General features: G+C 71.5%; 17 protein-coding genes and 1 pseudogene. 13 read left to right on the forward strand and 5 right to left on the reverse strand.

The window, feature by feature from the left end; all coding sequences use genetic code 11:
- Positions 1–309 precede the first annotated feature (309 nt).
- The 6 genes from GN153_RS17105 to GN153_RS17130 all read left to right on the forward strand — a co-directional run bounded on the left by GN153_RS17105 (position 310) and on the right by GN153_RS17130 (position 7019).
- Entirely contained in the window at positions 310–771 is a 462-nt protein-coding gene (locus GN153_RS17105; protein ID WP_159904916.1) for a 30S ribosomal protein S15, read from the forward strand.
- An 8-nt stretch (positions 772–779) separates the two neighbouring features.
- Entirely contained in the window at positions 780–1880 is a 1101-nt protein-coding gene (locus GN153_RS17110; RefSeq protein ID WP_159904917.1) for a hypothetical protein, read from the forward strand.
- On the forward strand, positions 1877–2137 hold the full coding sequence (locus GN153_RS17115; RefSeq protein ID WP_159904919.1) for a KEOPS complex subunit Pcc1: 261 nt from the start codon (positions 1877–1879) through the stop codon (positions 2135–2137). Before GN153_RS17110 ends, GN153_RS17115 begins: the two co-directional genes overlap by 4 nt.
- Positions 2134–2754, forward strand: a complete 621-nt coding sequence (locus GN153_RS17120) for a 30S ribosomal protein S3ae (protein ID WP_159904921.1) — start codon at positions 2134–2136, stop codon at positions 2752–2754. The genes GN153_RS17115 and GN153_RS17120 overlap by 4 nt, the downstream gene beginning before the upstream one ends.
- A gap of 161 nt (positions 2755–2915) precedes the next feature.
- Positions 2916–6470 carry a PAS domain S-box protein gene (locus GN153_RS17125; RefSeq protein ID WP_159904923.1) on the forward strand — a complete coding sequence of 1185 codons (3555 nt, stop codon included), beginning with the start codon at positions 2916–2918 and terminating at the stop codon, positions 6468–6470.
- Positions 6471–6551: 81 nt separating this feature from the next.
- A complete protein-coding gene (locus tag GN153_RS17130) occupies positions 6552–7019 on the forward strand; it encodes a DUF7344 domain-containing protein (protein WP_159904925.1) in 468 nt (155 codons plus the stop codon).
- A 46-nt stretch (positions 7020–7065) separates the two neighbouring features.
- Here GN153_RS17130 and GN153_RS17135 read toward each other — a convergent pair whose 3' ends face one another.
- Entirely contained in the window at positions 7066–7479 is a 414-nt protein-coding gene (locus tag GN153_RS17135; RefSeq protein WP_159904927.1) for a plastocyanin/azurin family copper-binding protein, read from the reverse strand.
- 82 nt (positions 7480–7561) lie between these two features.
- On the opposite strand from GN153_RS17135, the gene GN153_RS17140 reads away from it, so the two are divergent.
- Both GN153_RS17140 and GN153_RS17145 read left to right on the forward strand, forming a co-directional pair.
- A complete protein-coding gene (locus GN153_RS17140) occupies positions 7562–8833 on the forward strand; it encodes a HEAT repeat domain-containing protein (RefSeq protein ID WP_159904929.1) in 1272 nt (423 codons plus the stop codon).
- Between the two features lie 64 nt (positions 8834–8897).
- On the forward strand, positions 8898–10592 hold the full coding sequence (locus GN153_RS17145; RefSeq protein ID WP_159904931.1) for a phospholipase D-like domain-containing protein: 1695 nt from the start codon (positions 8898–8900) through the stop codon (positions 10590–10592).
- A 3-nt stretch (positions 10593–10595) separates the two neighbouring features.
- On the opposite strand, the gene GN153_RS17150 is transcribed toward GN153_RS17145, so the two are convergent.
- Complete coding sequence (locus GN153_RS17150) at positions 10596–12488, reverse strand: DHH family phosphoesterase (protein WP_159904933.1); 1893 nt, start codon at positions 12486–12488, stop codon at positions 10596–10598.
- Positions 12489–12615: 127 nt separating this feature from the next.
- Between GN153_RS17150 and GN153_RS17155 the strand changes: the two genes are divergently transcribed.
- From GN153_RS17155 to GN153_RS17165, 3 genes are read left to right on the forward strand one after another with little or no spacing between them, the layout of a single operon-like run.
- A complete protein-coding gene (locus GN153_RS17155) occupies positions 12616–13131 on the forward strand; it encodes a Mov34/MPN/PAD-1 family protein (protein ID WP_159904935.1) in 516 nt (171 codons plus the stop codon).
- Between the two features lie 4 nt (positions 13132–13135).
- Positions 13136–13618 (forward strand): adenylyltransferase/cytidyltransferase family protein, encoded by a 483-nt coding sequence (locus GN153_RS17160; protein WP_159905083.1) that lies wholly within the window; start codon positions 13136–13138, stop codon positions 13616–13618.
- On the forward strand, positions 13618–14391 hold the full coding sequence (locus tag GN153_RS17165; protein WP_159904937.1) for a PHP domain-containing protein: 774 nt from the start codon (positions 13618–13620) through the stop codon (positions 14389–14391). Before GN153_RS17160 ends, GN153_RS17165 begins: the two co-directional genes overlap by 1 nt.
- 8 nt (positions 14392–14399) lie before the next feature.
- Here the strand turns inward: GN153_RS17165 and GN153_RS17170 are convergent, their stop codons facing one another.
- From GN153_RS17170 to ribH, 3 genes and pseudogenes are all read right to left on the reverse strand, one after another.
- Positions 14400–16406 carry a PAS domain S-box protein gene (locus GN153_RS17170; protein WP_159904939.1) on the reverse strand — a complete coding sequence of 669 codons (2007 nt, stop codon included), beginning with the start codon at positions 16404–16406 and terminating at the stop codon, positions 14400–14402.
- A gap of 53 nt (positions 16407–16459) precedes the next feature.
- On the reverse strand, positions 16460–17614 hold the full coding sequence (locus GN153_RS17175) for a pyridoxal phosphate-dependent aminotransferase (protein ID WP_159904941.1): 1155 nt from the start codon (positions 17612–17614) through the stop codon (positions 16460–16462).
- Positions 17615–17676: 62 nt separating this feature from the next.
- Positions 17677–18087 (reverse strand): annotated as a pseudogene (gene ribH, locus GN153_RS17180) (6,7-dimethyl-8-ribityllumazine synthase); the annotation flags it as partial.
- Between the two features lie 135 nt (positions 18088–18222).
- Here ribH and GN153_RS17185 point away from each other — a divergent pair.
- Both GN153_RS17185 and GN153_RS17190 read left to right on the forward strand, forming a co-directional pair.
- On the forward strand, positions 18223–20424 hold the full coding sequence (locus GN153_RS17185; protein WP_159904945.1) for a flippase activity-associated protein Agl23: 2202 nt from the start codon (positions 18223–18225) through the stop codon (positions 20422–20424).
- Between the two features lie 139 nt (positions 20425–20563).
- Positions 20564–20953 (forward strand): hypothetical protein, encoded by a 390-nt coding sequence (locus GN153_RS17190; RefSeq protein ID WP_159904947.1) that lies wholly within the window; start codon positions 20564–20566, stop codon positions 20951–20953.
- The last annotated feature ends 25 nt before the right edge of the window (positions 20954–20978 follow it).

Below are 20978 nucleotides of genomic sequence, written 5' to 3' on the forward strand. Positions count from 1 at the left end.
AATCGTGTGGCCACAGCATCAAATACGAAAACAGACTGGAAAGCCGCTAAGACTACCTATTCTGGCCAATACGAGTGCCAGCGACCCGCTTTCGGTGCGCCTCTCGCGGATGGAAACTGTTTTCACCGCGAGTCGACAGTCTCCGGTGGGAACACACGGCCGCAAATCTGACACGCTGTCCGCTTGGGCAGCTCACGGCTCCGCCGTTCGTTTTGACCGAGGCGGCTTCACCGCCTCGCGGAGCTTGGGATTGCGGTGGTGTCCGCGCCACCAGGCGCAACGCCAGCGGTCCGTAGTTCCAACCCAACCATGGCACGAATGCACTCACGACGCCGCGGTTCCTCCGGGTCCGACCGGCCCGCGGCAGACGACCCGCCGGAGTGGAGCGACGTCGACGCCGACGCAGTCGAGGAGCGCGTCGTCGAACTGGCCGAGCAGGGACACAGCCCCTCGGAGATCGGGCTGAAACTCCGCGACGAAGGGGTCGACGGCACGCCCGTCCCCGACGTCAAGCTCGCGACCGACAAGAAACTCACCGAGATCCTCGAGGAGCACGACGCCGACCCCGAGTACCCCGAGGACCTGCGCAATCTGATGGAGCGGGCCGTCCGCCTGCGCGAGCACATGGACGAGAACCCGACCGACCACCAGAACAAGCGCGCGCTCCAGAACACCGAGTCGAAGATCCGCCGCCTGGTCGACTACTACCGCGGCGACGAGGTCGACGAGGAGTTCACCTACAGCTACGACACCGCCAAGGACATCCTGTAAGGAGCCACATGTCGACGACCGACCGGCCGGATGCGTCCGCCCCCGCCGCCAGCGACGTCGCTGCGCGGCTCCGGGGCGCTGACTTCCTCCGGCTGGTCGCCGCACCCACGGGCGACGCGCTGGCGGCTGCGGGCCTGCTCGCTCGCGCGGTCGAGGGGCCGTACCAGGCCACCGTCGCCGCCTTCCCGGCCGACGCCGAGCGGGCGACCGGAGCCGACTGCACGGTCGGACTCGGGCTCGAGACCGGCGACGTCGCCGTGACCGACGCCCCGGTCAGCCGGCTCGCCTTCGCGGTCGCCGACGCGCTGGGCGGGGCGGACCCGTGGCTCGCGCTCGCAGGGACGGTCGCCGCCGGCGCAGAACCGGGCGGCGTCCCTCTCGAGGCCGCCGACACCGAGCGACGTCCCGGGCTGGCGGTGCCGACGGCCGACCCGGTCGACGGGCTGGCACACACGGCACTCGCCCACGGCTCCTTCTCGGGCGACCGGGAGGCCGCAGCCGCCGTCCTCGACGCCGCCGACAGCGGGACCGATGAGGACACACGGCGCAAGCGCGCATCGCTCGTCGCGCTCGCGGTCGCAGAGGAGTCGACACCCAGGGGCGCGACGGCGGTCGAACGCCTGTTGCGCCCCCACGCCGGCGGCCCCTTCCGGACTGCCGGCGGCTACGCGGACGTACTCGACGCGCTCGCCCGGACGCGGCCGGGGCTAGGCGTCGCGCTGGCGGCCGGCGCGGGCGACCGCGAGGCCGCCATCGAGGCGTGGCGCGTCCACGGCCGGCGGGCACACGCGACGCTCGTGGCGGCGACGACAGCCCGGTACGACGGGGTGTTCGTCGCGCAGTGCGAGCCCGGCGACCCCGACCACGACCCGCCGCTGGGGACCGTCGCCCGCCTGCTCGCGGAGTTCAGGTCGCCCGAACCGGTCGTCCTCGCGGTCGCGGACGGCCGGGCGGCGGCACACGCGGCCGACGGGGTCGACGCCGGCCGCGTCACCGCGGCGGCGGCGGAGGCCGTCGGCGGGACCGCGGCCGGCACGCCGCGGGCAGCCCGGGCGCGGTTCCGGGCTGACACGACCGAGTTCGCCGTCGCGTTCAGGGAGGCGCTATGAGACGGGTCGAACTCCGCACCGAGCACGGCAGCGAGGCCGCGGCCACCGCCATCGCGCGAGCGGTCCGGCCGGACAACACCGACCGGATCCACACTGCCGTCGAGGACGGGACGGTCGTGACGACGGTCGAACGGGAGCGTACGGGCGGCCTGCGGGCCACCGTCGACGACTACGTGGTGAACCTCCGGACGGCAGCACAGCTCACCGAGACAACAGACACGACCGAGACAGCGGACACGAACCCACACGACACATGAGCGAACGATCAGTATCCCGACAGCAGCAACAGAAGCAGTGGTACGACGTGCTCGCCCCGGAGCAGTTCGACCGGGCCGAGCTCGGCGAGACAGTCGCGGACGAGCCGGACAAGGTGCTCGGGCGGACCATCGAGACCACCCTCGGCGACATCCGCAACGACGCCAGCGAGAACAACACCAAACTGGAGTTCAAGATCACGGAGGTGGCCAGCGACAGCGCCTACACGGAGTTCGTCAAACACGAACTCACCCGGGACTACCTGCGCAGCCTGGTGCGGCGGGGCTCCTCGAAGGTCGAGGCCTACATCACGGTGCTGACGACCGACGACTACCGCGTCCAGGTCCAGCCCGTCGCGCTCACGACAAAGCAGGCCGACGCCTCCCAGAAGAAGGCGATCCGCCGGACGATGATCGACCTCGTCGAGGAGGCCGGCGCCGAGCGCACCTTCGAGGACCTGCTCGACAGCATCGTCGAGGGACGGCTGTCCTCGGCCATCTACAACGAGGCGAAGACGGTCTACCCGCTGCGCCGCGTCGAGGTGGCGAAGGCGACGCTCGAGGCCCGGCCGGAGGAGGTCGCTGCCGAGGAGGAGACCAGCGTCGACGTCGAGGAGTAGGCCACGGCTACCCGCCACATTCAAGCCCCGGCGCCGACAGCCGGGGGTATGGTTACCGTTCACGCGACCCTGTCTGTACGCCGACCACGAGCTTTCTGTAGGCACGGAGCGACGCCGCCACCCCTGGCGCCCGTCCGGCGGACGCCGGAGGGTGAGCGGGGATGAGCGAGAGTGCTCGCCCTGCCACCGCGGCCGAACTGACGCTGCTCCGCGTCGGGCCGGCCGACGCCGACGGGGTCGTGGAGACGCTCCGGTCCGTCCTCGACCGGCCGGTCGAGGTCGTCGCCGGTGACCCCGACGAGGAGCCCGACGCCGACTGTCTGCTGGTCGACGGAGCGAGCGGCGTCGACCCCGACCGGCTGGTGGCACACCGCGCCCCGGTCGCGCTCTACGTGGACGACCTCGGCGGGGTTCCGAGCCCGCTGCTCGAGGCCGCGGACACGGTCGTCGAGAAGGGTGGCGACGAGTCGAGACGCCGGTTCTACTGCGAGCGCGTCCGCAGCCTCGTGACCGGCGCCGACCCGGGAGACAGTGCGCTCGCGCCGGCCCTCGACCGCACGGACGGGCCGCTCGGGGACGCGTCCGCGTACTACCTCGTCGCCCCGGACGGGACCGTCGAGTGGGCGAGTGCGCCCCTCGGGACGGTCCTCCCGGGTTCCGACGCGGCCGAGGGACCTACCCCCGAAGCCGAGAGCGACGCCACCAGCGAGGCTGCCGGGGGCAGCGACGGTGGCGACGGTAACGGCGGCGACGCCGGTGACGGGGCGGGCGGCTTCGACGAACGGCTGGCGGCCGCCGTCGGGGGTATCCCCGGCGCACGGCGGTACGTCGAGCGCGAGGCGAGCGGACTCGCCCGGTATCTCAGCTTCCCCGTCGACGGGGAGACCCGCCACTACCGGCTGGAGACACACAGGCCGGACGGGCTCGCCGAACGGCGCCGGCTGGAGGTGGTCAGGGAGGTGACCGGACACGTCGACCTGGTCGACCGGCTGGGGACCTTCGAGTCGCTGGTCGAGGGGGCTCAGGACGGGCTGTACACCCTCGACGAGACCGGAACCATCGACTTCTGTAACGACTCCTTCGCGGCGATGCTGGGCTACGAGCCGGCGGAGCTGGTCGGCGAACACGCCCGGACCTTCTCGGTCTCGGGGGAGTTCGAGCGCGCGCGGGAGGTGGTCGACCGGCTCCGGGAGAACCCCGACCTGGGGAGTCTCACGGTCGACGCGACCTGCAAGCACCGTGACGGGAGCCTCCTCGACGTCTCCTTTCACTTCTCGGTGCTGCGTGGACGGGAGGGAGCCTTCGACGGCATCGCCGGCGTGGCCCGCGACGTCACCGACCGGAAGGTCCGCGAGCGGGAGCTCGAACGGTACGAGACGCTGGTCAACGCGGCCACCGACCCGATGTTCGCCGTCGGGGGCGACGGGCGCTTCACGCTCGTCAACGACGCGTTCCTCGAGGCGACGGACCTGGACCGCGAGACGATTGTCGGCGCGTTGCCGTCGGTGCTGGTGGAGGAGGGGGCCGTCTCCCGCGAGACAGTCGAGGAGTGGCAGGGGGTCTACAGCGACCTCGCGGCTGGCGAAGGCCGACAGACCGAACACGAGTTCGAGGTCGAGGCGCCATTCGAGGAACCGCGGGTCTTCGAGGCCCGGATCGTCCGCTTCGCCGACGACGGGAGCACGCTCAACATCTTCCGTGACGTCACCGACCGGGTGGAGCGCGAGACGGAACTCCGGGCGGTGCGCGACCGGATGGAGCTCGCTCTGGAGGCGACCGACGCGGTCGTCTGGAACCGCGATGTCGGGACCGACGAGGTCACCTACTACCCCGATTCCGCGGGACTGTACGGTGACGCTGTCGGGACCTTTCAGGATTTCATCGCACAGGTCCACCCCGAGGACCGCGACACAGTCCGGGGAGCGGTCGCCGAGGCGACCGCGACGGCGGGGGAGTACGGGACTGAGTTCCGCGTCGAGCGCGGCGGCGAGGTCCGCTGGCACGCCGCCCGCGGGCGCGTCGAGACCGACGACGACGGCGACCCGGTCGCCGTCTACGGCGTGACCCGCGACGTCACCGACCGGAAGGAACGGGAGCGCGAGCTCGAGCGGGCCAACAGCCGGTACGAGACGCTCGTGAACAACTTCCCGGACGGTGCGGTCTTCCTGTTCGACGAGGACCTGCGGTACACGCTGGCCGGCGGCGCGGGTCTGAACCCGCTCGACCCGGCACCCGAGGATTTCGAGGGGGCGACCCCTCACGACCTCCTCCCCGACCGGGTGGCCGACGAGCTGGCCCACTACTACCGCGAGGCGCTCGAGGGCGTCGAGAACAGTTTCGACCAGAGCTACCGGGGCCTGCACTACCACGTCCGGACCCTGCCGGTCCGCGACGAGGCCGGCGAGGTCGTCGCCGGGATGGCGGTCGCGCGCGACATCACCGAGCGGATGGAGCGCCAGCGCCAGCTCCGGCGCGAGCGGGACAAGCTGGCGCGCCTGGAGACGGTCGTGGCGAGCGTCCAGCCGCTGACCGAGACGCTGACCGGGGCCGCGACCCGGGCACAGCTGGAGTCCGAGCTCTGCGAGCGCCTGGCGGAGTCGGCGGCCTACACCGGGGCCTGGGTCGGCGACGCACACGCCGACGGGAGGCGGCAGCGCCCGCGGGCGGCCGCGGGCCTACCCGATGACTGGGTCGATTCGACTCCCGACGGCGAGGACCCGGTCGCCCGGGCGGTCCGGACGGGCGAGACACAGGTCGTCGACCACGCCGGGGAGGCCGGCACGGGCGGCGGGGGGGAGAACGGAGACGCGGCTGCGGACGCCGACGGGGACGCCCGGCGCCGGTCGGTCGTGGTCGTCCCGCTGACCTACCGGTCGACCACACACGGGGTGCTGGCCGTCGAGCACGCCGACCCCGAGGCCGTCACCGACCGGGAACGGTCGGTCCTCTCGGGGCTCGGCCGGCGGGTCGGCCAGGCGGTCACCGCCATCGAGAACCGCCGGCTGCTCCGGGGCGACCGGACGGTCGAACTCCGGTTCGACGAGACGCCGCCGACCACGCCCTTCGCGCAGGTGGCCACGGCTCAGGAGTGCACTCTCGAGCTGAAGGACATCGCCCGCGTCGGCGAGGAGACGTCGCTGTTTCACCTGGGGGTCGAGGGAGCAGACGGCGAGGCCGTCGCGGAGGCGCTCGCGGGGGTCGACGGCGTCGAGTTCGCGCGCGCACTCGGGAACGGGGAGGCCGACCGCGTCCAGTGTCGTCACACCGGCAGGTGCCCCTTCGCCGTGCTCATCGACCACGGGGGAGCAGTCCGCCGCGGCCGGTTCTCGCCGGCGGGGACGACGGTCGTCGCCGACTTCGCCCACGGGGCCGATACCGCCACCGTCGCCGACGCCGTCACCGCGACCTGCCCTGCCTTCGAGGTCGTCTCCAAGCGCGACCGCGAGCGCGACGGAACCGGCGAGCAGCTCTCCGTTCGGGCCGACGAACCCCGGGTCTGGGACCGTCTTACCGACCGCCAGCAGGAGGTCGTCAGCGCCGCCTACCACGCCGGCTACTACGACTGGCCACGCGGCACCACCGCCGAGGACCTCGCTGACGCGCTGGAGGTCTCCGCGCCGACCCTCCACCAGCACGTCCGGAAGGCTCACGGCCGGCTGGTCGGCGCGCTCGTCGAGGGAACCGCTGTCTTCGGACGCCCGGACCTAGGTACCTAGGGCGGGGTATTTTGAGTATCCGGTCGTATGATAGCCTGCGTGCCCGGCGGGGCGACCGTGCCGGGCGAAGGGGGAGTACACATGCCAGGCGACCCACACGCACCGCGGGACTGTCCGCACCCGTATCAGGAGATAGCGCTGCGACAGCTGCAGCGCCACGTATCGATGTCGGTCCGCGACATCGCCACGGCGGTGGCGGCCCAGGAGCACGACGGCTCCGTGGCCGCCCCGGAGGAGGAGCTCGAGGCAATCGAGCGCGAACTCAGCCGGCGACACATCCCGGAGCTCGTCGAACGGTCGTACGTCCGGTACGACGAGGACCGGGAGGTGGTCAATCTCCTCGGCCGGGGAACCGACGCGGCGGTGGACATCACGGCCGACGCCGACTGCGCCGTCGACCTGGAGACGGTGAGCGAGGCGAGCGTAACCGTCGACCTCAGCGAGCGTACCCTCGAGCGGCTCCACGAGGCGATGCTCGAACACGACGGGCTGGACCGGGAGATGTCCTACGACGAGGTGGTCCGCTGGCTGGCCGAGGCCGACCGGTAGCTCCCCGGACAGCTGCTACGACCGACAGCCGTCCCACAGCGACAGCTCATTCGACGACGACCGTCCCGACCATCCCGGCGGCCTCGTGGGGGATGCAGTAGTAGTCGTACTCGCCGGGGACCTCGAAGGTGTACTCGAAGGTCTCCTCGGGGTCGAGTCCGCCGTCCGTGCTGTTGTACCACGCGTTCTTGGCCGCCTGCTCGGAGTCGAACCCGCCCGTGGCAAAGTACTCGGCCTCTTCGGGAATGTCGTCCCCGTAGGCAGTGACCGTGTGCACCCCGCGGTCGGTGTTGCGCCAGCGCACCGTCGTCCCGGTCTCGACGGTCTTGCTCATCGGCTTGAACGCCCGGGTGGACATCCCGATCTCGTTGTCGGCGAGTGCCTCCGACCCGCCGAGACACCCCGCGAGCCCGGCGCTTGCGGCGCCTCCGAGGCTTGCCAGGAGGGTCCGTCGCTTCATACCCTAAAGTCGGGCCGAGCGGTAAAAGGCGCCTCGATCCCGAACAGTAACGCTTACACCCGGACCTGTCGCAGATGGACGTATGAGCGAGGACACCGACGAGGCCGGGGCCGACGACTCGGAGCCCGACGGGGAGGACGCCGAGACGCCGGCGCTCGACGCCGACGCCATGGACGCCCGGCTCGACGAGGCTGCCGAGGCGCTGGAGGCGGCCGAGACCGAGGCGGACCTGGACGCGGTCGAGGAGCAACTCGACGCCGTCGAGGCCGCACTCGAGGAGGCCGACCTCCCCGAGCCCGACGACGAGGACGAAGAGAGCCCGGCAGAACGCATCGAGGGGCGCCTGTCGGAGCTCCGCGACGACCTGGAGGAAGCGCGTGGCCCCTACCTCGAGGACGTAACGGCCATCCTCGAGGACGCAGAGGGGACGCTGACCGGCTCGGAGTGGACCGAGGACGGCGAGGACGCGGCGGTCGCTGCCGTTGGGACCTTCCTCGAGGCCGCGAACGAGGCCGCGGGCCTGGAGCTCGCGGCCGAAGGGGAGACCCCGGAGGAGGTCGCCGAGGACCTCGCCGCCGCCCGGGAGACCGTCGCCGGGCTGGACCTGGACCCCGACGAGGACGCGGAGACCATCGAGGGGCTTCTGGAGGCCGCCGAGACTCTCGAGTCCGACCTGGAGGCCGCGGAGGTCTGGAGCGACCTCACCGTCCGCGAACAGCTCGACGCGCAGGGCTTTTACGACGTGCTCGACCCGGAGAACCGGAAGGACTACCCCCCGGAGTGGAACGCGGTCAAACTCTACGAGAAGGCCGGCGAGGTCGAGCCGATCCTGCTGGCGCTGGAGACCTTCGAGTCCGACTTCATGGAGGAGAACATCCTCGACGCGCTCGAGCACATCGCCCCGAAAGAGGCCTTCGAGGCGGTCCACGAGCGCGCCGAGCGCCGCGACCACCAGGCCGTCCGCATTCTCGGCCGGATCGGCGACGAGCGGGCCTGCGAGACCCTGGAGGATTTCCTCGGCGGTGGCGACGTCAAACTCGAACTCGTGACGCTGCGGGCGCTGGGCGCGATCGGAAACACCGATTCCACCCAGGCGGTCGCCGACCGCCTCGTCGCTGACAGCGCCGACATCCGCTCGGCGGCGGCCCGCGCTCTCGGTCAGATCGGCGACACGCGTGCCATCGACCCGCTCGCGGACGTGCTCGCCGACGACGACGCCGACGAGGTCCGGGCCAGCGCCGCCTGGGCGCTCAATCAGGTCGGCACCGAGCGCGCGCTCGAGGTGGCCGCCGGGTACACCGACGACCGCTCCTACATCGTCCAGGCCGAGGCCGAGAAGGCCGCCGGCGTCTGACTCTCCCGGTCCTCGTCTCCGCCTCGGGCGTACCCTTTTATCGGAAGGCGGGGCCAGACCCCGCGTGCGCCGTCCGCCAGTCCCCCCCGTCCGTACCCTCGCGCTCGCGGCCGCGGCCGTCTGTGCCCTCGCGGTCGCGTGGCTCTGGCTCTCTCCGCCGGCAGCCGCGGATCCGGTAGCCGCGACCGTCGACGGACCGGAACCGGACTCGCCGGCCCCTGAAGACGGTCCACGGTCCGCCGAAGACGGTCCTTCCACTCCCGGGATCGACGCGGTCTACCCGAACCCCGTCGCGGACGGGGACCGCGGGGAATTCGTCGTCCTCTCCGTTCCGCCGGGAACCGGCCTCGACGGCTTCAGTCTCGACGACGGCGAGGGCGCTGTCGCGCTGAACGGGACCGCGAGCGGCCGTGTCACCCTCTCGACGGCTCCGAACGCGACCGAGCGCCTGACCGGCCGGTCCGCACGCCCTCTCCCCGGTGAGCTCGCGCTCTCGAATTCCGGCGAGACGCTCCGGCTGCAGCGCGGCAACCGGACGGTCGATACCCTCTCGTACACGAATGCCCCCGCGGCCGAGGTGGTCGACGCGTCCGGCGAGTGGCGCCCGCTCGGCGCGACGCACCGCCCGGTCGTCGGCGCCGGCCCCGGCCGGGCGCGGGCGTTCGTGTTGCCGGACGCACCGACCCTCGCCGTCTCCCGGCTCCGGGCGGCCGACCGGCGGGTGCTGCTCGCGGGCTACACCTTCTCCTCGCGGGCGGCGACGGAGGCGCTGGTTACGGCCGTCCGCCGGAACGTCACCGTCCGGGTGCTCGTCGACGGCGGACCGGTCGGGGGGATGTCCGCCCGGATGGCCCGCCGGCTGGACCGCCTCGCCGCCGCGGGCGCGGAGGTGCGCGTGCTCGACGGCCCGCGGGCCCGGTACGCCTTCCACCACGCGAAGTACGCCGTCGTCGACGACCACGCGCTCGTGACGACCGAGAACTGGAAAGCCGCCGGCACGGGCGGCCACGGCAGCCGCGGGTGGGGCGTCGTGACCGGCCAGCCCGCCGTCGTGCGCGGGCTCGTCGACACCTTCCGGGCCGACGCCGGCTGGCAGGACGCCGTCCCCTGGCAGGAGGCGAAGCCGAACCTGACGACCACGGCCGGGGGCGCACCGGCCAACGGGAGCTACCCGCGACGGTTCGACCCGCGGCGGGTCCGGGTCGAGGGCGCGCGCCTACTCGTCGCGCCCGACAACGCCGAGCGGGCGGTCGTCGGCCTCGTCGCGAACGCCACCGAATCCGTCCGGGTCGAGCAGGTGTCGGTCGGCGGCCGCCGCCAGCCGTTCCTGCGGGCCACCCTCGACGCTGCCCGCCGCGGCGCGACGGTGCGGGTCCTGCTCAGCGGCGCCTGGTACGTCCGCGAGGACAACCGCAACATCACCACCTACCTGAACCGACGGGCGCGCGAGGAGGGGCTGGACCTCGAGGCACGGGTCGCGGCCCCGCGGGGCCGCTACGAAAAGATCCACGCCAAGGGGGTGGTCGTCGACGGCGACCGCGTCGTGGTCGGCAGCCTGAACTGGAACAACTACTCCGCGCGGCGGAACCGGGAGGTGGCAGTCGTCCTGGAGGGCGAGGAGCCCGCGCGGTACTTCCGGCGGGTGTTCCGGGCCGACTGGCGGGGCGGCCGGTGGACGCTGCCGGCCGGCGTCGCGGTCGCGTGTCTGGTTGCCGCCCTGGCCGCCGCCTGGCGGGCCCGCCGGATCGAGTTCGCGTAGTACTCAGTCGTCGGCAACGGCTGCCGAACTCCCGAGTTCCTCGTCGAGTTCGGCCTCGGCCATCTTCCCGACCAGCGCCTCGATGACCTCCTCGCGCATCCCCTTCACGAACTTGATCGAGCCGACGACGAGGTGGCCGCCGCCGCTGACGCCGCCGCCCTCGACCTCCTCTTTGAGTTCGGCGACCATCTCCGGGATGTCGAGCCGGACGCCGTCGCTCCGGAGGACCGCGAAGTCCGGCCCGAAGCCGATCGTGATGACGGGGTCGCCGGTCTCGGCGACCTTCCGGTCGTGGACCTTGCCGGTGGTCTTGCCCGGCGCGGGGTAGGTAAAGCGGCGTGCGTGTTCCTCCACGTCGACCCGGTAGAGGTGGGCGCCGTTCTCGAGGGTCTCGTGGGTGACGTGTTCCATCGCCACGCCCAGCTGGGTGTCGACGTCCTGCTCGGCGCGCTCGGCGAGCAGGTCGACGAGGTCGGCGTGGCGCTCGGGGTCGTCGCAGTTCACGTCGAGGACGTCGTAGATCAGTTCGCGACCGTCGTCATAGCGCAGCCAGAAGGTCGCGTAATCGAGCGCCTCACCGATGTCCTGCAGGCGGTCCTCGTCGTAGCCGGCCTCCCGGGCGAGGTCGAGGTAGTCGGCCATCCCCTCCCCCTCCGAGCGGTCGGCCAGCCCCGCGACGGCGGGGACGTGGCGCACGTCCTCGGTGATCTCGGGGGCGATCATCCGCGCCAGCTCCACACAGAGCATCCCCGTGGTCACCGCGTAGTCCTCGTCGTGGAGGTAGGGGTTGACGTGTTTCTCCACGAGTCCCTCGACGGCCCCGGGGTCGGGGTGGTGGTGGTCGACGACCACGACCGGGATGTCGTAGTGGGCGAGATTCCGGTAGGCCGGGGTGTCCTCCTCCGTCGAGCCGTTGTCGAGCATCAACAGGAGCGGCAGCTTCTGGCCGTGGCGCTTGCGGTCCTCCAGCGCGAAGTTCAGGTCGCGGGTGACGTCCTCCATCTCGTAGAACGGCGCCTTGCTGGGCAGGCGTTTGAGCAGGTGCCGGGGTGCCTCGGGGTCGGCGTGGGTCTCGGCGATGAACCGCTCCAGGGCGTGCTGGAGGGGGGCGCTGGCACAGAGGCCGTCGCCGTCGGCGTGGTGGCGCATCCGGATCGGCCGTCCCTCGAGAACGGTCTCCCGGAGCAGGCGGGCGACCTCCCGGAGGTCGTCGTAGAGCTTGCCGAGCGCGGGCCAGTCGACCAGCGGGTCGACGTCCGCCGGCGCAGCGAGTTCGGCGGTGGCGGCCTCGAGCCGGTCCTCGACGTCGGCCGCGGCCGCCCCCTCCAGGACGGCGAGGTCGCCGACCTCGAGCTGGGAGTGGCCGTCGCGGGTCTCGACCGCGCCGGTCGCGCGGACGACGTCGCCGACACCGACCTCGGGGTAGGCGCGCACGCCGGCCTCCTCGAAGGCCGCACACGGCGTGGTCCCCGTCTCGTCGCGGACCTGGAAGATGGTGGGGCCGCCGGTCTGTTTGGCCTGGACGACCCGCCCCTCGATGTGGCCGACCCCGCCGACCGCGTCTTCGAGTTCGGCCATCGTCAGCCGGTCGCCGCGGCCGACGGTGCGGGTCTCGTAGCCCGTGACCCGCACCTCCTCGAAACCCAGGTCGCCGTCCTCGTGGATCGTCGCCAGTTCGACGATGAGTTCGTCGCCGACCTCGTAGTCGCCGACGAGGTTCGAGGCGTGGACGAGCCCGGACACTTCCTCGGAGAGGTCGACGAAGACGCCGTAGTCGACCACGCCGTTGACGGTCGCGTGGTAGTGCGCTCCCTCCTCGACGTCGGAGACGGTACAGCCCGACGCGAGGTCGTAGACGACGGTGGCACCGTCGCCGGTGCCGTCTGCTTGGGACATACCGGCTAGACGTAACGAGCGGGGTTTCTACCCTTCGGTCTCCACTCCCGGCCGACCCGCCGGCCCGGGCGGGAGCGGTGCCGCACACTCCGGAACGCTTAGAAGGAGCGCGCACCCAGCGGGGAACATGGGACTGTTTCGCTCGGGTGAGGTCCTCGGCATCGCCGAGGAGGCACTCGAGTTCGCCCGCGAGGCCGCCCGCGACGCCCACCCGGACGAGTACATGGGGCTGCTCCGCGGCGAGGCCGCCTCGAACCTCGGGCTGGAGGAGTCGGGAACCGTGCTGACGGAGGTGCTGGTCATCCCCGGCACCGAGACCAACCCCGTCAGCGCCACTGTCGACACGAACATGGTACCGAACGACACCCGCGCGGCGGGCTCGATCCACTCCCACCCCAACGGGGTGCTCCGGCCCAGCGACGCCGACCTCGGAACCTTCGGGCGCAACCGCGTCCACATCATCCTCGGAGCGCCCTACGGCCCCGACGACTGGCAGGCCTACGACCGGGAGGGCCAGCCGGTCGACCTGCCGGTGCTCGACGTCCCGCTCCCCGAGGAGGAGTTCTTCGATTTCACCCAGGCGGACATCGACCGGCAGCTCCGGGAGGAGGACCTCGATGTCGACCCCCGCGGGGGGCGGTGAGCCGATGACCGACCGCGCCGTCGCCCAGGGGACCTTCGACATCCTCCACCCCGGCCACGTCCACTACCTCCGGGAGGCCGCCGACATGGCCGACGAGCTACACGTCATCGTCGCCCGCGGGGAGAACGTCACCCACAAGACACCCCCCGTGATCCCCGACCGCCAGCGCGTCGAGATGGTCGGTGCTCTGGGGGCCGTCGACGAGGCCCGGCTGGGCCATCCCGATGACTACTTCGTCCCCATCGCCGACATCGACCCGTCGGTGATCGTCCTCGGCCACGACCAGCACCACGACGAGGACGCCATCGCGGCGGCGCTCGCCGACCGCGGGCTGGACTGCGAGGTCGTCCGCGCGTCCGGTCGGGAGGCCGGCGAGGAAGAACTCCTCTCGACAGGCGTGATCATCGAGCGCGTGCTACAGGAGCGTGGCCACGCCGACTCCGGTGACCGGCCCGCCTCCCAGCCCACCGAACGGGGGGACGACTGATGCGGGACTACCACGTCCACTCCAACTACTCCGACGGCGCCTTCCTGTTCCGGATGACCGCCGCCGCCGAGGAGGCGGGGCTCGACGGCGTGGGCATCGCCGACCACTGCATGCTCCCGGTCAGCGAACGCCAGCGCCGCTCCCGGAACACGGTTGGGTTCACCCTCGACGCCACCCACGAGCGCCGCCGGGAGGCCATCGAGTACCTCGACGAGGGCCGCGACATCGACGTCTACGACGCCGTCGAGATGGACTACGACCCCCGCGGCGAGGAGGAGATCGCCGACTTCCTCGCGGAGGCGGGCTTCGACTACGCTATCGGCAGCGTCCACTCCGTCGACGACACGTTCGTCCAGTGGGAGGGTGAGTTCGCCGACATGGACGAGGGCGAACTCGAGGCCTTCGTCGACGACTACTACGACGCGCTCGTCGACCTCGTGGAGTCGGAACTCTTCGCCATCGCCGCCCACCCCGACCTGATCGAGCGGACCGACTCGCTCCGGGGGCGGTCGACGGTCGACCACTACCGCCGGGTCGCCGACGCCCTCGCCGACTCCCGGACGGTTCCCGAACTCAACGCCGGGCGCGCGCTCCAGGACATCGGCGTGGTCCACCCCTCCGAGGAATTTCTCGAGGCGCTTTTGGACCGCGATGTCGGGGTGACGGTCGGGACCGACGCCCACGCGCCCGGGGAACTGGGGCCGCGGGCGGAGTTCCTCCGCGAGCGGGTCACGGAGCTCGGGCTCGAGCCCGCTTCGCCGTTCGACGAGTAGACCGCCGCTCACTCCCCGAAGGCGGCCTGCCTGCCGTTGCGGTCGCTATCTCCGTCCCCTGACCCGTCCCGGAGCATCACGGTGACGGTGGTGCCGTCCTCGACGCGGGCGCTGACCTCGCCGCCGGCGCCAGTGACGACCCAGTTGACGAACCAGAGTCCGAGGCCGCTGCTGTGTTCCAGCGGCGTCTCGAACCCGCGTTCGAGCATCTCCCGCTCCTCGGCCGGGAGCCCCGGACCGTCGTCGCTGACCCGGACCGCGACCCGCCCGTCCCCGGCGGAGTCGACGTCGATGTCGACGGTCGCCCCCGGTCCGGCGTGTTCGGCCGCGTTGTCGCCGAGTTCGGAAAGCGCTGCCCGGAGCGCACCCGGAGCGACGACCCGCTGGCTCCCGGGCGCGGTCACCGACACGTCGCTGTCGGGGTGGTCCCTGCGGAGTTCGCTGGCGACGCTCTCGACGACCGGGACGACGTCGGTCGCCGAGGCCTCGCCCTCGGTCCCGACGGCGCCGCTGATGGTGTTCGCCTTCCGGCCGAGTTCGACCAGACTTTTCGCGCGGCCGGTGATGGCATCGAGGTCCGCGGCGCCGTCGACCGCCGCCCCGTCGAGTTCCTCGCGGAGGTGCTGGGCGCGCGCGAGCACGACACTCATTCCGTTACGGAGGTTGTGACGCAACACGCGGTTGAGCACCTGGATCAGGCGCTCCTTGCGCTTGCGGTCGGTCACGTCGCGCTGGAAGCCGACGAAGTGGGTGGTCTCCCCGCGCCCGTCTTCCACAGGCGCGATCAGGAGTTCGTTCCAGAACGGCGTCCCGTCCTTGCGGTAGTTCAGCAGTTCCGTGTGGACGGGCTCTTCGGCGGAGAGCGCCGCCCGGATCCCGTCGACCGGCGTCCGGTCGGTCCCCGGGCCCTGGAGCTTCCGGCAGTTCTCCCCCGCCAGTTCGTCCCAGCCGTAGCCGGTCATCTCCTGGAACTGCCCGTTGGCGTAGACGAGCCCGTTGTCGCCGCCGGCGTCGGCGATGGTGACCCCGACCGGCGCCGCGTCGATGGCCCGGTCTTTCAGGCGGAGTTCCTCCTCGCGCTCGCGGCGGTCGCTGATGTCCCGGGCGATCCCCTGGACGTAGGTCCGCCCGTCCAGCTCGAGGTAGCTGGCGCTTATCTCGACGGGGACCGTCGTCCCGTCGGCCCGCTCGATCCGGACCGGCGTGCCGTCCTCGTGGCGGGTGATACTTCCGTCGGCGTCCAGGGAGTGCTGGAACTGTTCCCAGTACGCCGGGTCCTCGGCGGGGTTGAACACCTCCATGCCCCGCCCGACGAGCCCGCCCTCCGTGTAGCCGGTCAGCTCCGCCGCGGCCTCGTTGGCCTCGACGATGGTCCCGGTCTCCGCCTCGGCGAGGAAGACCGCGTCCGGCGCCTCCTCGACCAGGGACTCGTACTTGCGCTCGCTGCGCTCCAGCGCCTGCTGGCGGCGGTCGAGGTCGCGCTCGCGGCGCTCCAGCTCCCGCTCGTACTCGGCGGTCTCGCGCTCGCGGCCGTACACCTGCGCGGCGAGTTCGACGAACGCACGCTCCGTGGGGGTAAACGCCGGCTCACGGGTGCGCTCGTCGGCGAAACACAGCGTCCCGACCACCTCGCCGTCGACCCGCAGCGGCGTCCCCAGATAACAGCCCAGCCCGTGTTCGGCGTAGGCCGGGTCCTCCTTCCACCCCTCCTCGAGCGCGTCGGAGACCGCAAGCGCCGAGTCCGCCTCGATACACTTCCGGCAGTAGGTCCGCGACAGCGGGAAGCTCGCGCCCTCCTGCAGGACCCTGTCGTCGGTGCTCGCCGTCACCTCGAACGTGCCGGCCACGAGGTCCACCGACGAGACGAACCCGAGGTCCACCCCGAGGTAGTCGGTCCCGAGTTCGAGCACGCCCTCCCGCTTTTCGGCCAGCGACAGCTCCGGGTCCTCGATGATCCGGTACAGCCGGCGCCGGCTCTCGTCGTGTGTCAGCGAGGAGGGACGGGATTGAGCCATTCACAACTGGTAACCGTCCCGCCAACAAAGCGCTACTCCCAACTCAGTTAGGGCTACAGCAGCCCCTCGTCGTCCAGCCGGGCGACGGCCTCACGCAGGCGGTCCTTGCTGTTGGCGTAGGAGATCCGCGCGTAGCCCGGCGAGCCGAAGGCGCTGCCGGGGACGGTGGCGACGTGGGCGTCCTCGATGGCCTGCTCGCACCAGGCCTGGTCGTCGTCGGCGACGGCGGGCATCATGTAGAAGGCCCCCTGGGGCTCGGGGACGGTGACGCCGTGGTTCCGGAGCAGGTCGATGAGCATGTCCCGCCGCTCGGCGAAGGCGTCGCGCATCTCCACGACGGCGTCGTCGGTGTTCTCCAGGGCCTCGACCCCGGCGTGCTGGACGAAGTTGACAGCACAGGAGACGGAGTGGCTGTGGACCTTCCCGGCCTGGTCGACGACCTCCTCGGGGGCCGCGAAGTAGCCCAGCCGCCAGCCGGTCATCGCGTAGGCCTTCGAGAAGCCGTTGAGCGTCACCGTGCGGTCCTGCATGCCGGCGAAGGTCCCGAGACTCGTGGCGGCCGCGCCGTCGTAGGTGATCTCCTTGTAGATCTCGTCGGAGATGACAGTCACGTCGTGTTTGACGGCGACGTCGCGGACGCCCTCGAGGGCGGTCTCGGAGTAGACCGCGCCCGTCGGGTTCGCCGGGGAGTTCACGACCAGTAGCTCGGTGTCGTCGGTGACCGCATCCGTGAGGTCGCCCAGCGCGTCCTCGAGCCGGAAGTCGTACTGGGCGGTGTCCACCCGGGTCAGCCGGCCGCCGGCGAGTTTCGCCATCGCCTCGTAGGAGACCCACGCCGGGTCCAGCAGCACCACCTCGTCGCCGTCGTCGACGATGGTCTGGAAGACCTCGTAGAGAGCCTGCTTGCCCCCCGGCGTGACCATCACGTTCTCGGGGCCGTAGAAGTCCAGCCCGTCGCCGGCGAGCTTGTCGGCGATGGCCTCCCGGAGCTGCGGGATCCCCTGGGAGGTGGTGTAGCCGGTCTTGCCGTCCTCCAGGGCCCGCTCGGCGGCGTCCTTGATGTTCTGTGGGGTGTCGAAGTCGGGTTCGCCGACGCTGAGGTCGACGACGTCGACGCCCTCTGCTTCGAGTGCGCTCGCCTTGTTGCTGATGGCGAGGGTCGCACTCGGCGATACGCGCTCGACGCGGTCTGCGAAGTCGAAGTTCATGGGTCGTGGTCGGTGTCGGCTGTCGGATCGTGGTCGGATACCGGTTCGGCCACGGGACTGCGGTCGAGTTCCTCGACGGTCTCGATGGCGCTCTCGACGACCTCGCCGCCCTTGGGGACCCGCTCTTCGGCCTCGGCCCGGCTCATGCCGGGCCCGAGGATCCCGCACATGACGGGCGTGTCGCGGTCGAGACTGACGTCGGTCAGCCCCTGGGCGGCCGCCGCGGCGATCACCTGGTCGTGGTCGGTGTCGCCGGTGACGACGGCGCCGAGGACGACGACGGCGTCGATGTCCTCGCGGCGGGCCAGCCGGTCGGCCGCCAGCGGCGTGTCGTAGGAGCCCGGCACCGTGAGCTCCGCGGCGAGGGTCGCGCCGCGCTCCGCCGCGGCCTCGCGGGCGTGCTCGGCCATCCGCTCGACGACCGACTCCCCGCTCTTGTCGTACGCGGCGACGACCAGTCCGAGGCGCACCATACCTCTCCGGCAGTCCCGGGCGATAAAAGGCCTGCCGTTTGCGCGAGCCGCTCGTCCGTCGCCCGGACCCGCCACCCCCTGTCGCTCCCGGCTGAAACCACAAGGATTCTATCCACCCGCCCCGCGTGGGCGGGTATGGAGCGTCGCAAGGACGACGCGCCCGCCCCTGACGCCCCCGCCTCCGACGGGGACCCCTCCACCGACACCGCGGGAGACGAGACGCCGTCCGAAGTTCCCCCGGCCGACGAGTCGGCCCACGCCCTTGAGCGCGTGCTGACGGCGGCCGGCCGGGTGAAGCTGTGGCAGGTCATCGTCGCCGCCGTCGTCCTCGCCGCCCTCGCACGGCTGGTCTTCCTCGGCGCCCGGACGGCCCACTGGGACGAGGCCCGCGTCGCCCACTGGGTCGTCCACTACGACGAGTTCGGCCACTTCGCCTACCGCCCCATCGTCCACGGCCCGCTGGTCCAGCACGTCGACCAGGTGCTCGTCTCGGCGCTTGGCGCGACCGACTTCGCGGTCCGGCTGCCGGTCGCGCTCGTCGGCGCCGCCCTCCCGGCGACGGCCTACCTCTTCCGCGAGCACCTCGACCGCGACGAGGTGGTGGCGATGGCCCTCTTTCTCGCCGCCAACTCCGTGGTGCTGTACTACTCGCGGTTCATGCGCAGCGACATCTTGGTGGCGACCTTCATGTTCGCGGGGCTGGGGGTGCTGGTCCGCTACTACGACACCCGCAGGGTCCGGTATCTCTACGCCTTCGGGGCGCTCGCTGCGCTGGGCTTCGCCTCCAAGGAGAACGCCGTCATCTACGTGCTGACCTGGGTCGGCGCCGCCGCGTTGCTCCTCGACGTCGGCCTCCACCGCCCGCACACCTACCGCACCGGACTGGAGCGGGTCCGGAACTCCCGGGTCGGCCGGCTGGGACACCTCATCGTCGGCCTCCTGCTGGTGCCGCTGGACGGGGCGTCGGCGCTTCGCTCGCGGCTGCGGACCCCGCGTGCGAGCGCCCGGCGGTATCTCCGCACCGCCGCCCACTTCGCCGGCGCCGCGCTCGTCTTTGTCGCGGTCGTCGTCTTCCTCTTCGCCCCCCGCGGTGACGGGCTCGCGGGCATCTACCTCGGCGAGGTGCCGCCGGGCCAGGTCACCGTGGGGACGGGGCTGTGGGAGGCCCTCGGCCGGCCGCTCGCGTTCCCGGGCTACGCCGTCGACGTGCTCTCCTACGCCGGGTGGGAGTACGTCAGCTGGTTCGGCCGGGGAGCGGCCGCCGGCAGCGATTCGTTTCTCGACACCTTCGCCTCCTTCTTTGGCCAGTACCTGGAGGTGATCCTGCTCAACGCGACCGCGGTCGGCGTTTTCGCGCTGTTCGGCTTCCTGTACGAACGGTACGCCAGCCCCCGCTCGCGCAACATCGTGATGCTCGCCGGCTACGCCGGGCTGGCATCGATCGTCGGCTACCCCCTGGGGACCGACGTCTTCGGGGCGTGGATCGTCGTCCACACCGTCGTCCCGCTCTCGGTACCGGCCGCGGTCGGGGTCGCGAGGGTCTACCGGTGGGGGAGGGCGGCGGCGCCCCGCGGCGACCCGGTCAGCGCCGCGCTGTTCGCCGGGCCGGCGCTCGTCTTCGCCTACGGGGTCGTGAGGCTCTTCGCGGCCGGGATCCCCGTCCCGCCGGCGAACCCGGTCCTCGACGCGACCTGGCTACACGTCGGCGCGCTCGCGGTCCTGCTGGTCTCGGCCGGGCTCGTCGTCCGCGGGGGGCGGTTCTACGCCGACCGTGACACCGTGGTCACGGGGGTGGTCGCCGGACTGCTCCTCCTGACGACGCTGCAGGTGGGTGCCGTCGGCCTCGGCTCGGTCTACGGGGAGCCGACCGAGCGGGAGAACGTCCTCGTCCAGTACGCCCAGCCGGCCGACGACCTGGGCCCGGTGGCCGACCGGCTCGCGGCCGTCGCCGCCGGGAACGGGGACGGTCCCGACCTGGTGGTCTACAGCGAGGCGGCGGAGAACTCCTTCGTCCGGGAGGCCGGCGAGGACCGCTACCCGCTCGCCTTCCGCCCCATCTGTACGAACTGGCCGGAGACGCTCCCGCTGAACTGGTACATGGTCTCCGCCGAGGCGACGGTCACCTGCGAGACCCAGCAGCCCGACGTGGTGAACCCGACGTCGACCGCCGAACTGCTGACCGGCGAGAACGGCCCGCCGCCGATGGTCCTCGCCAAGGAGGGGCAACTCGACGACCTCGACGCCGACTTCGCCGCCCAGTACGAGCGCTCGGTCTACCGGATCCGCGCCTACGGCTCGGAGGTCACCGTCCTCGTCCACGAGGACTGGCAGGAGTGAGTGCCGACGGCCGGGCGCCCGGGGGGTTCAGAGCCTCCTAAACGACCCGGACGCCCACTCGGACGCCGGGAAGGCAGCCCGGCCCGAGCAAGTCGCAGGGGCCGGTCGACTTATTGTTTCTGAGAGAGAAATTCATACCATGAGTAAAGAAACGGACGTATTCCAGCGACTCGAACAGGGCCTCGACCGCGTTCGTCAGGCAGTCAACGAGGCGATCGACGCATCACAGGAGACCGGCGAGCAACTCCGGACCGACGTGCAAAGCTCGATCGACGCGCTGGATAGCCAGCTCGACAGCCTACAGCGCCAAACGAAAGCGGAGCTGGACGAGACCATCGAGGGGTCGAAGGGGCTGAGCGAAGGGGTTCGCGACGAAGCGAACGAGACGATCGACGAGCTCGAAGCCGGCCTCGAGACGCTGCGAACCACGACATCGGAGATGAGCGAGGACGCCAGACAGGAGGCCACTGACGCCATCGACAGACTCCAGGCAGAACTGGACGAACTCCGGGAACGGGTCGAGCAGTAGCCTCCCGACTCACCGCACCTGGTCC

It is taken from the genome of Salinirussus salinus (genome assembly GCF_009831455.1).
Classification (GTDB): Archaea; Halobacteriota; Halobacteria; order Halobacteriales; family Haloarculaceae; genus Salinirussus; species Salinirussus salinus.

What these genes read in the sequence shown, in the direction of transcription:
- GN153_RS17105 (WP_159904916.1), top strand. Translation starts at nt 310, where the DNA reads ATGGCACGAATGCACTCACGACGCCGCGGTTCCTCCGGGTCCGACCGG.
- GN153_RS17110 (WP_159904917.1), top strand. Translation starts at nt 780, where the DNA reads ATGTCGACGACCGACCGGCCGGATGCGTCCGCCCCCGCCGCCAGCGAC.
- GN153_RS17115 (WP_159904919.1), top strand. Translation starts at nt 1,877, where the DNA reads ATGAGACGGGTCGAACTCCGCACCGAGCACGGCAGCGAGGCCGCGGCC.
- GN153_RS17120 (WP_159904921.1), top strand. Translation starts at nt 2,134, where the DNA reads ATGAGCGAACGATCAGTATCCCGACAGCAGCAACAGAAGCAGTGGTAC.
- GN153_RS17125 (WP_159904923.1), top strand. Translation starts at nt 2,916, where the DNA reads ATGAGCGAGAGTGCTCGCCCTGCCACCGCGGCCGAACTGACGCTGCTC.
- GN153_RS17130 (WP_159904925.1), top strand. Translation starts at nt 6,552, where the DNA reads ATGCCAGGCGACCCACACGCACCGCGGGACTGTCCGCACCCGTATCAG.
- GN153_RS17135 (WP_159904927.1), bottom strand. Translation starts at nt 7,479, where the DNA reads ATGAAGCGACGGACCCTCCTGGCAAGCCTCGGAGGCGCCGCAAGCGCC.
- GN153_RS17140 (WP_159904929.1), top strand. Translation starts at nt 7,562, where the DNA reads ATGAGCGAGGACACCGACGAGGCCGGGGCCGACGACTCGGAGCCCGAC.
- GN153_RS17150 (WP_159904933.1), bottom strand. Translation starts at nt 12,488, where the DNA reads ATGTCCCAAGCAGACGGCACCGGCGACGGTGCCACCGTCGTCTACGAC.
- GN153_RS17155 (WP_159904935.1), top strand. Translation starts at nt 12,616, where the DNA reads ATGGGACTGTTTCGCTCGGGTGAGGTCCTCGGCATCGCCGAGGAGGCA.
- GN153_RS17160 (WP_159905083.1), top strand. Translation starts at nt 13,136, where the DNA reads ATGACCGACCGCGCCGTCGCCCAGGGGACCTTCGACATCCTCCACCCC.
- GN153_RS17165 (WP_159904937.1), top strand. Translation starts at nt 13,618, where the DNA reads ATGCGGGACTACCACGTCCACTCCAACTACTCCGACGGCGCCTTCCTG.
- GN153_RS17170 (WP_159904939.1), bottom strand. Translation starts at nt 16,406, where the DNA reads ATGGCTCAATCCCGTCCCTCCTCGCTGACACACGACGAGAGCCGGCGC.
- GN153_RS17175 (WP_159904941.1), bottom strand. Translation starts at nt 17,614, where the DNA reads ATGAACTTCGACTTCGCAGACCGCGTCGAGCGCGTATCGCCGAGTGCG.
- GN153_RS17185 (WP_159904945.1), top strand. Translation starts at nt 18,223, where the DNA reads ATGGAGCGTCGCAAGGACGACGCGCCCGCCCCTGACGCCCCCGCCTCC.
- GN153_RS17190 (WP_159904947.1), top strand. Translation starts at nt 20,564, where the DNA reads ATGAGTAAAGAAACGGACGTATTCCAGCGACTCGAACAGGGCCTCGAC.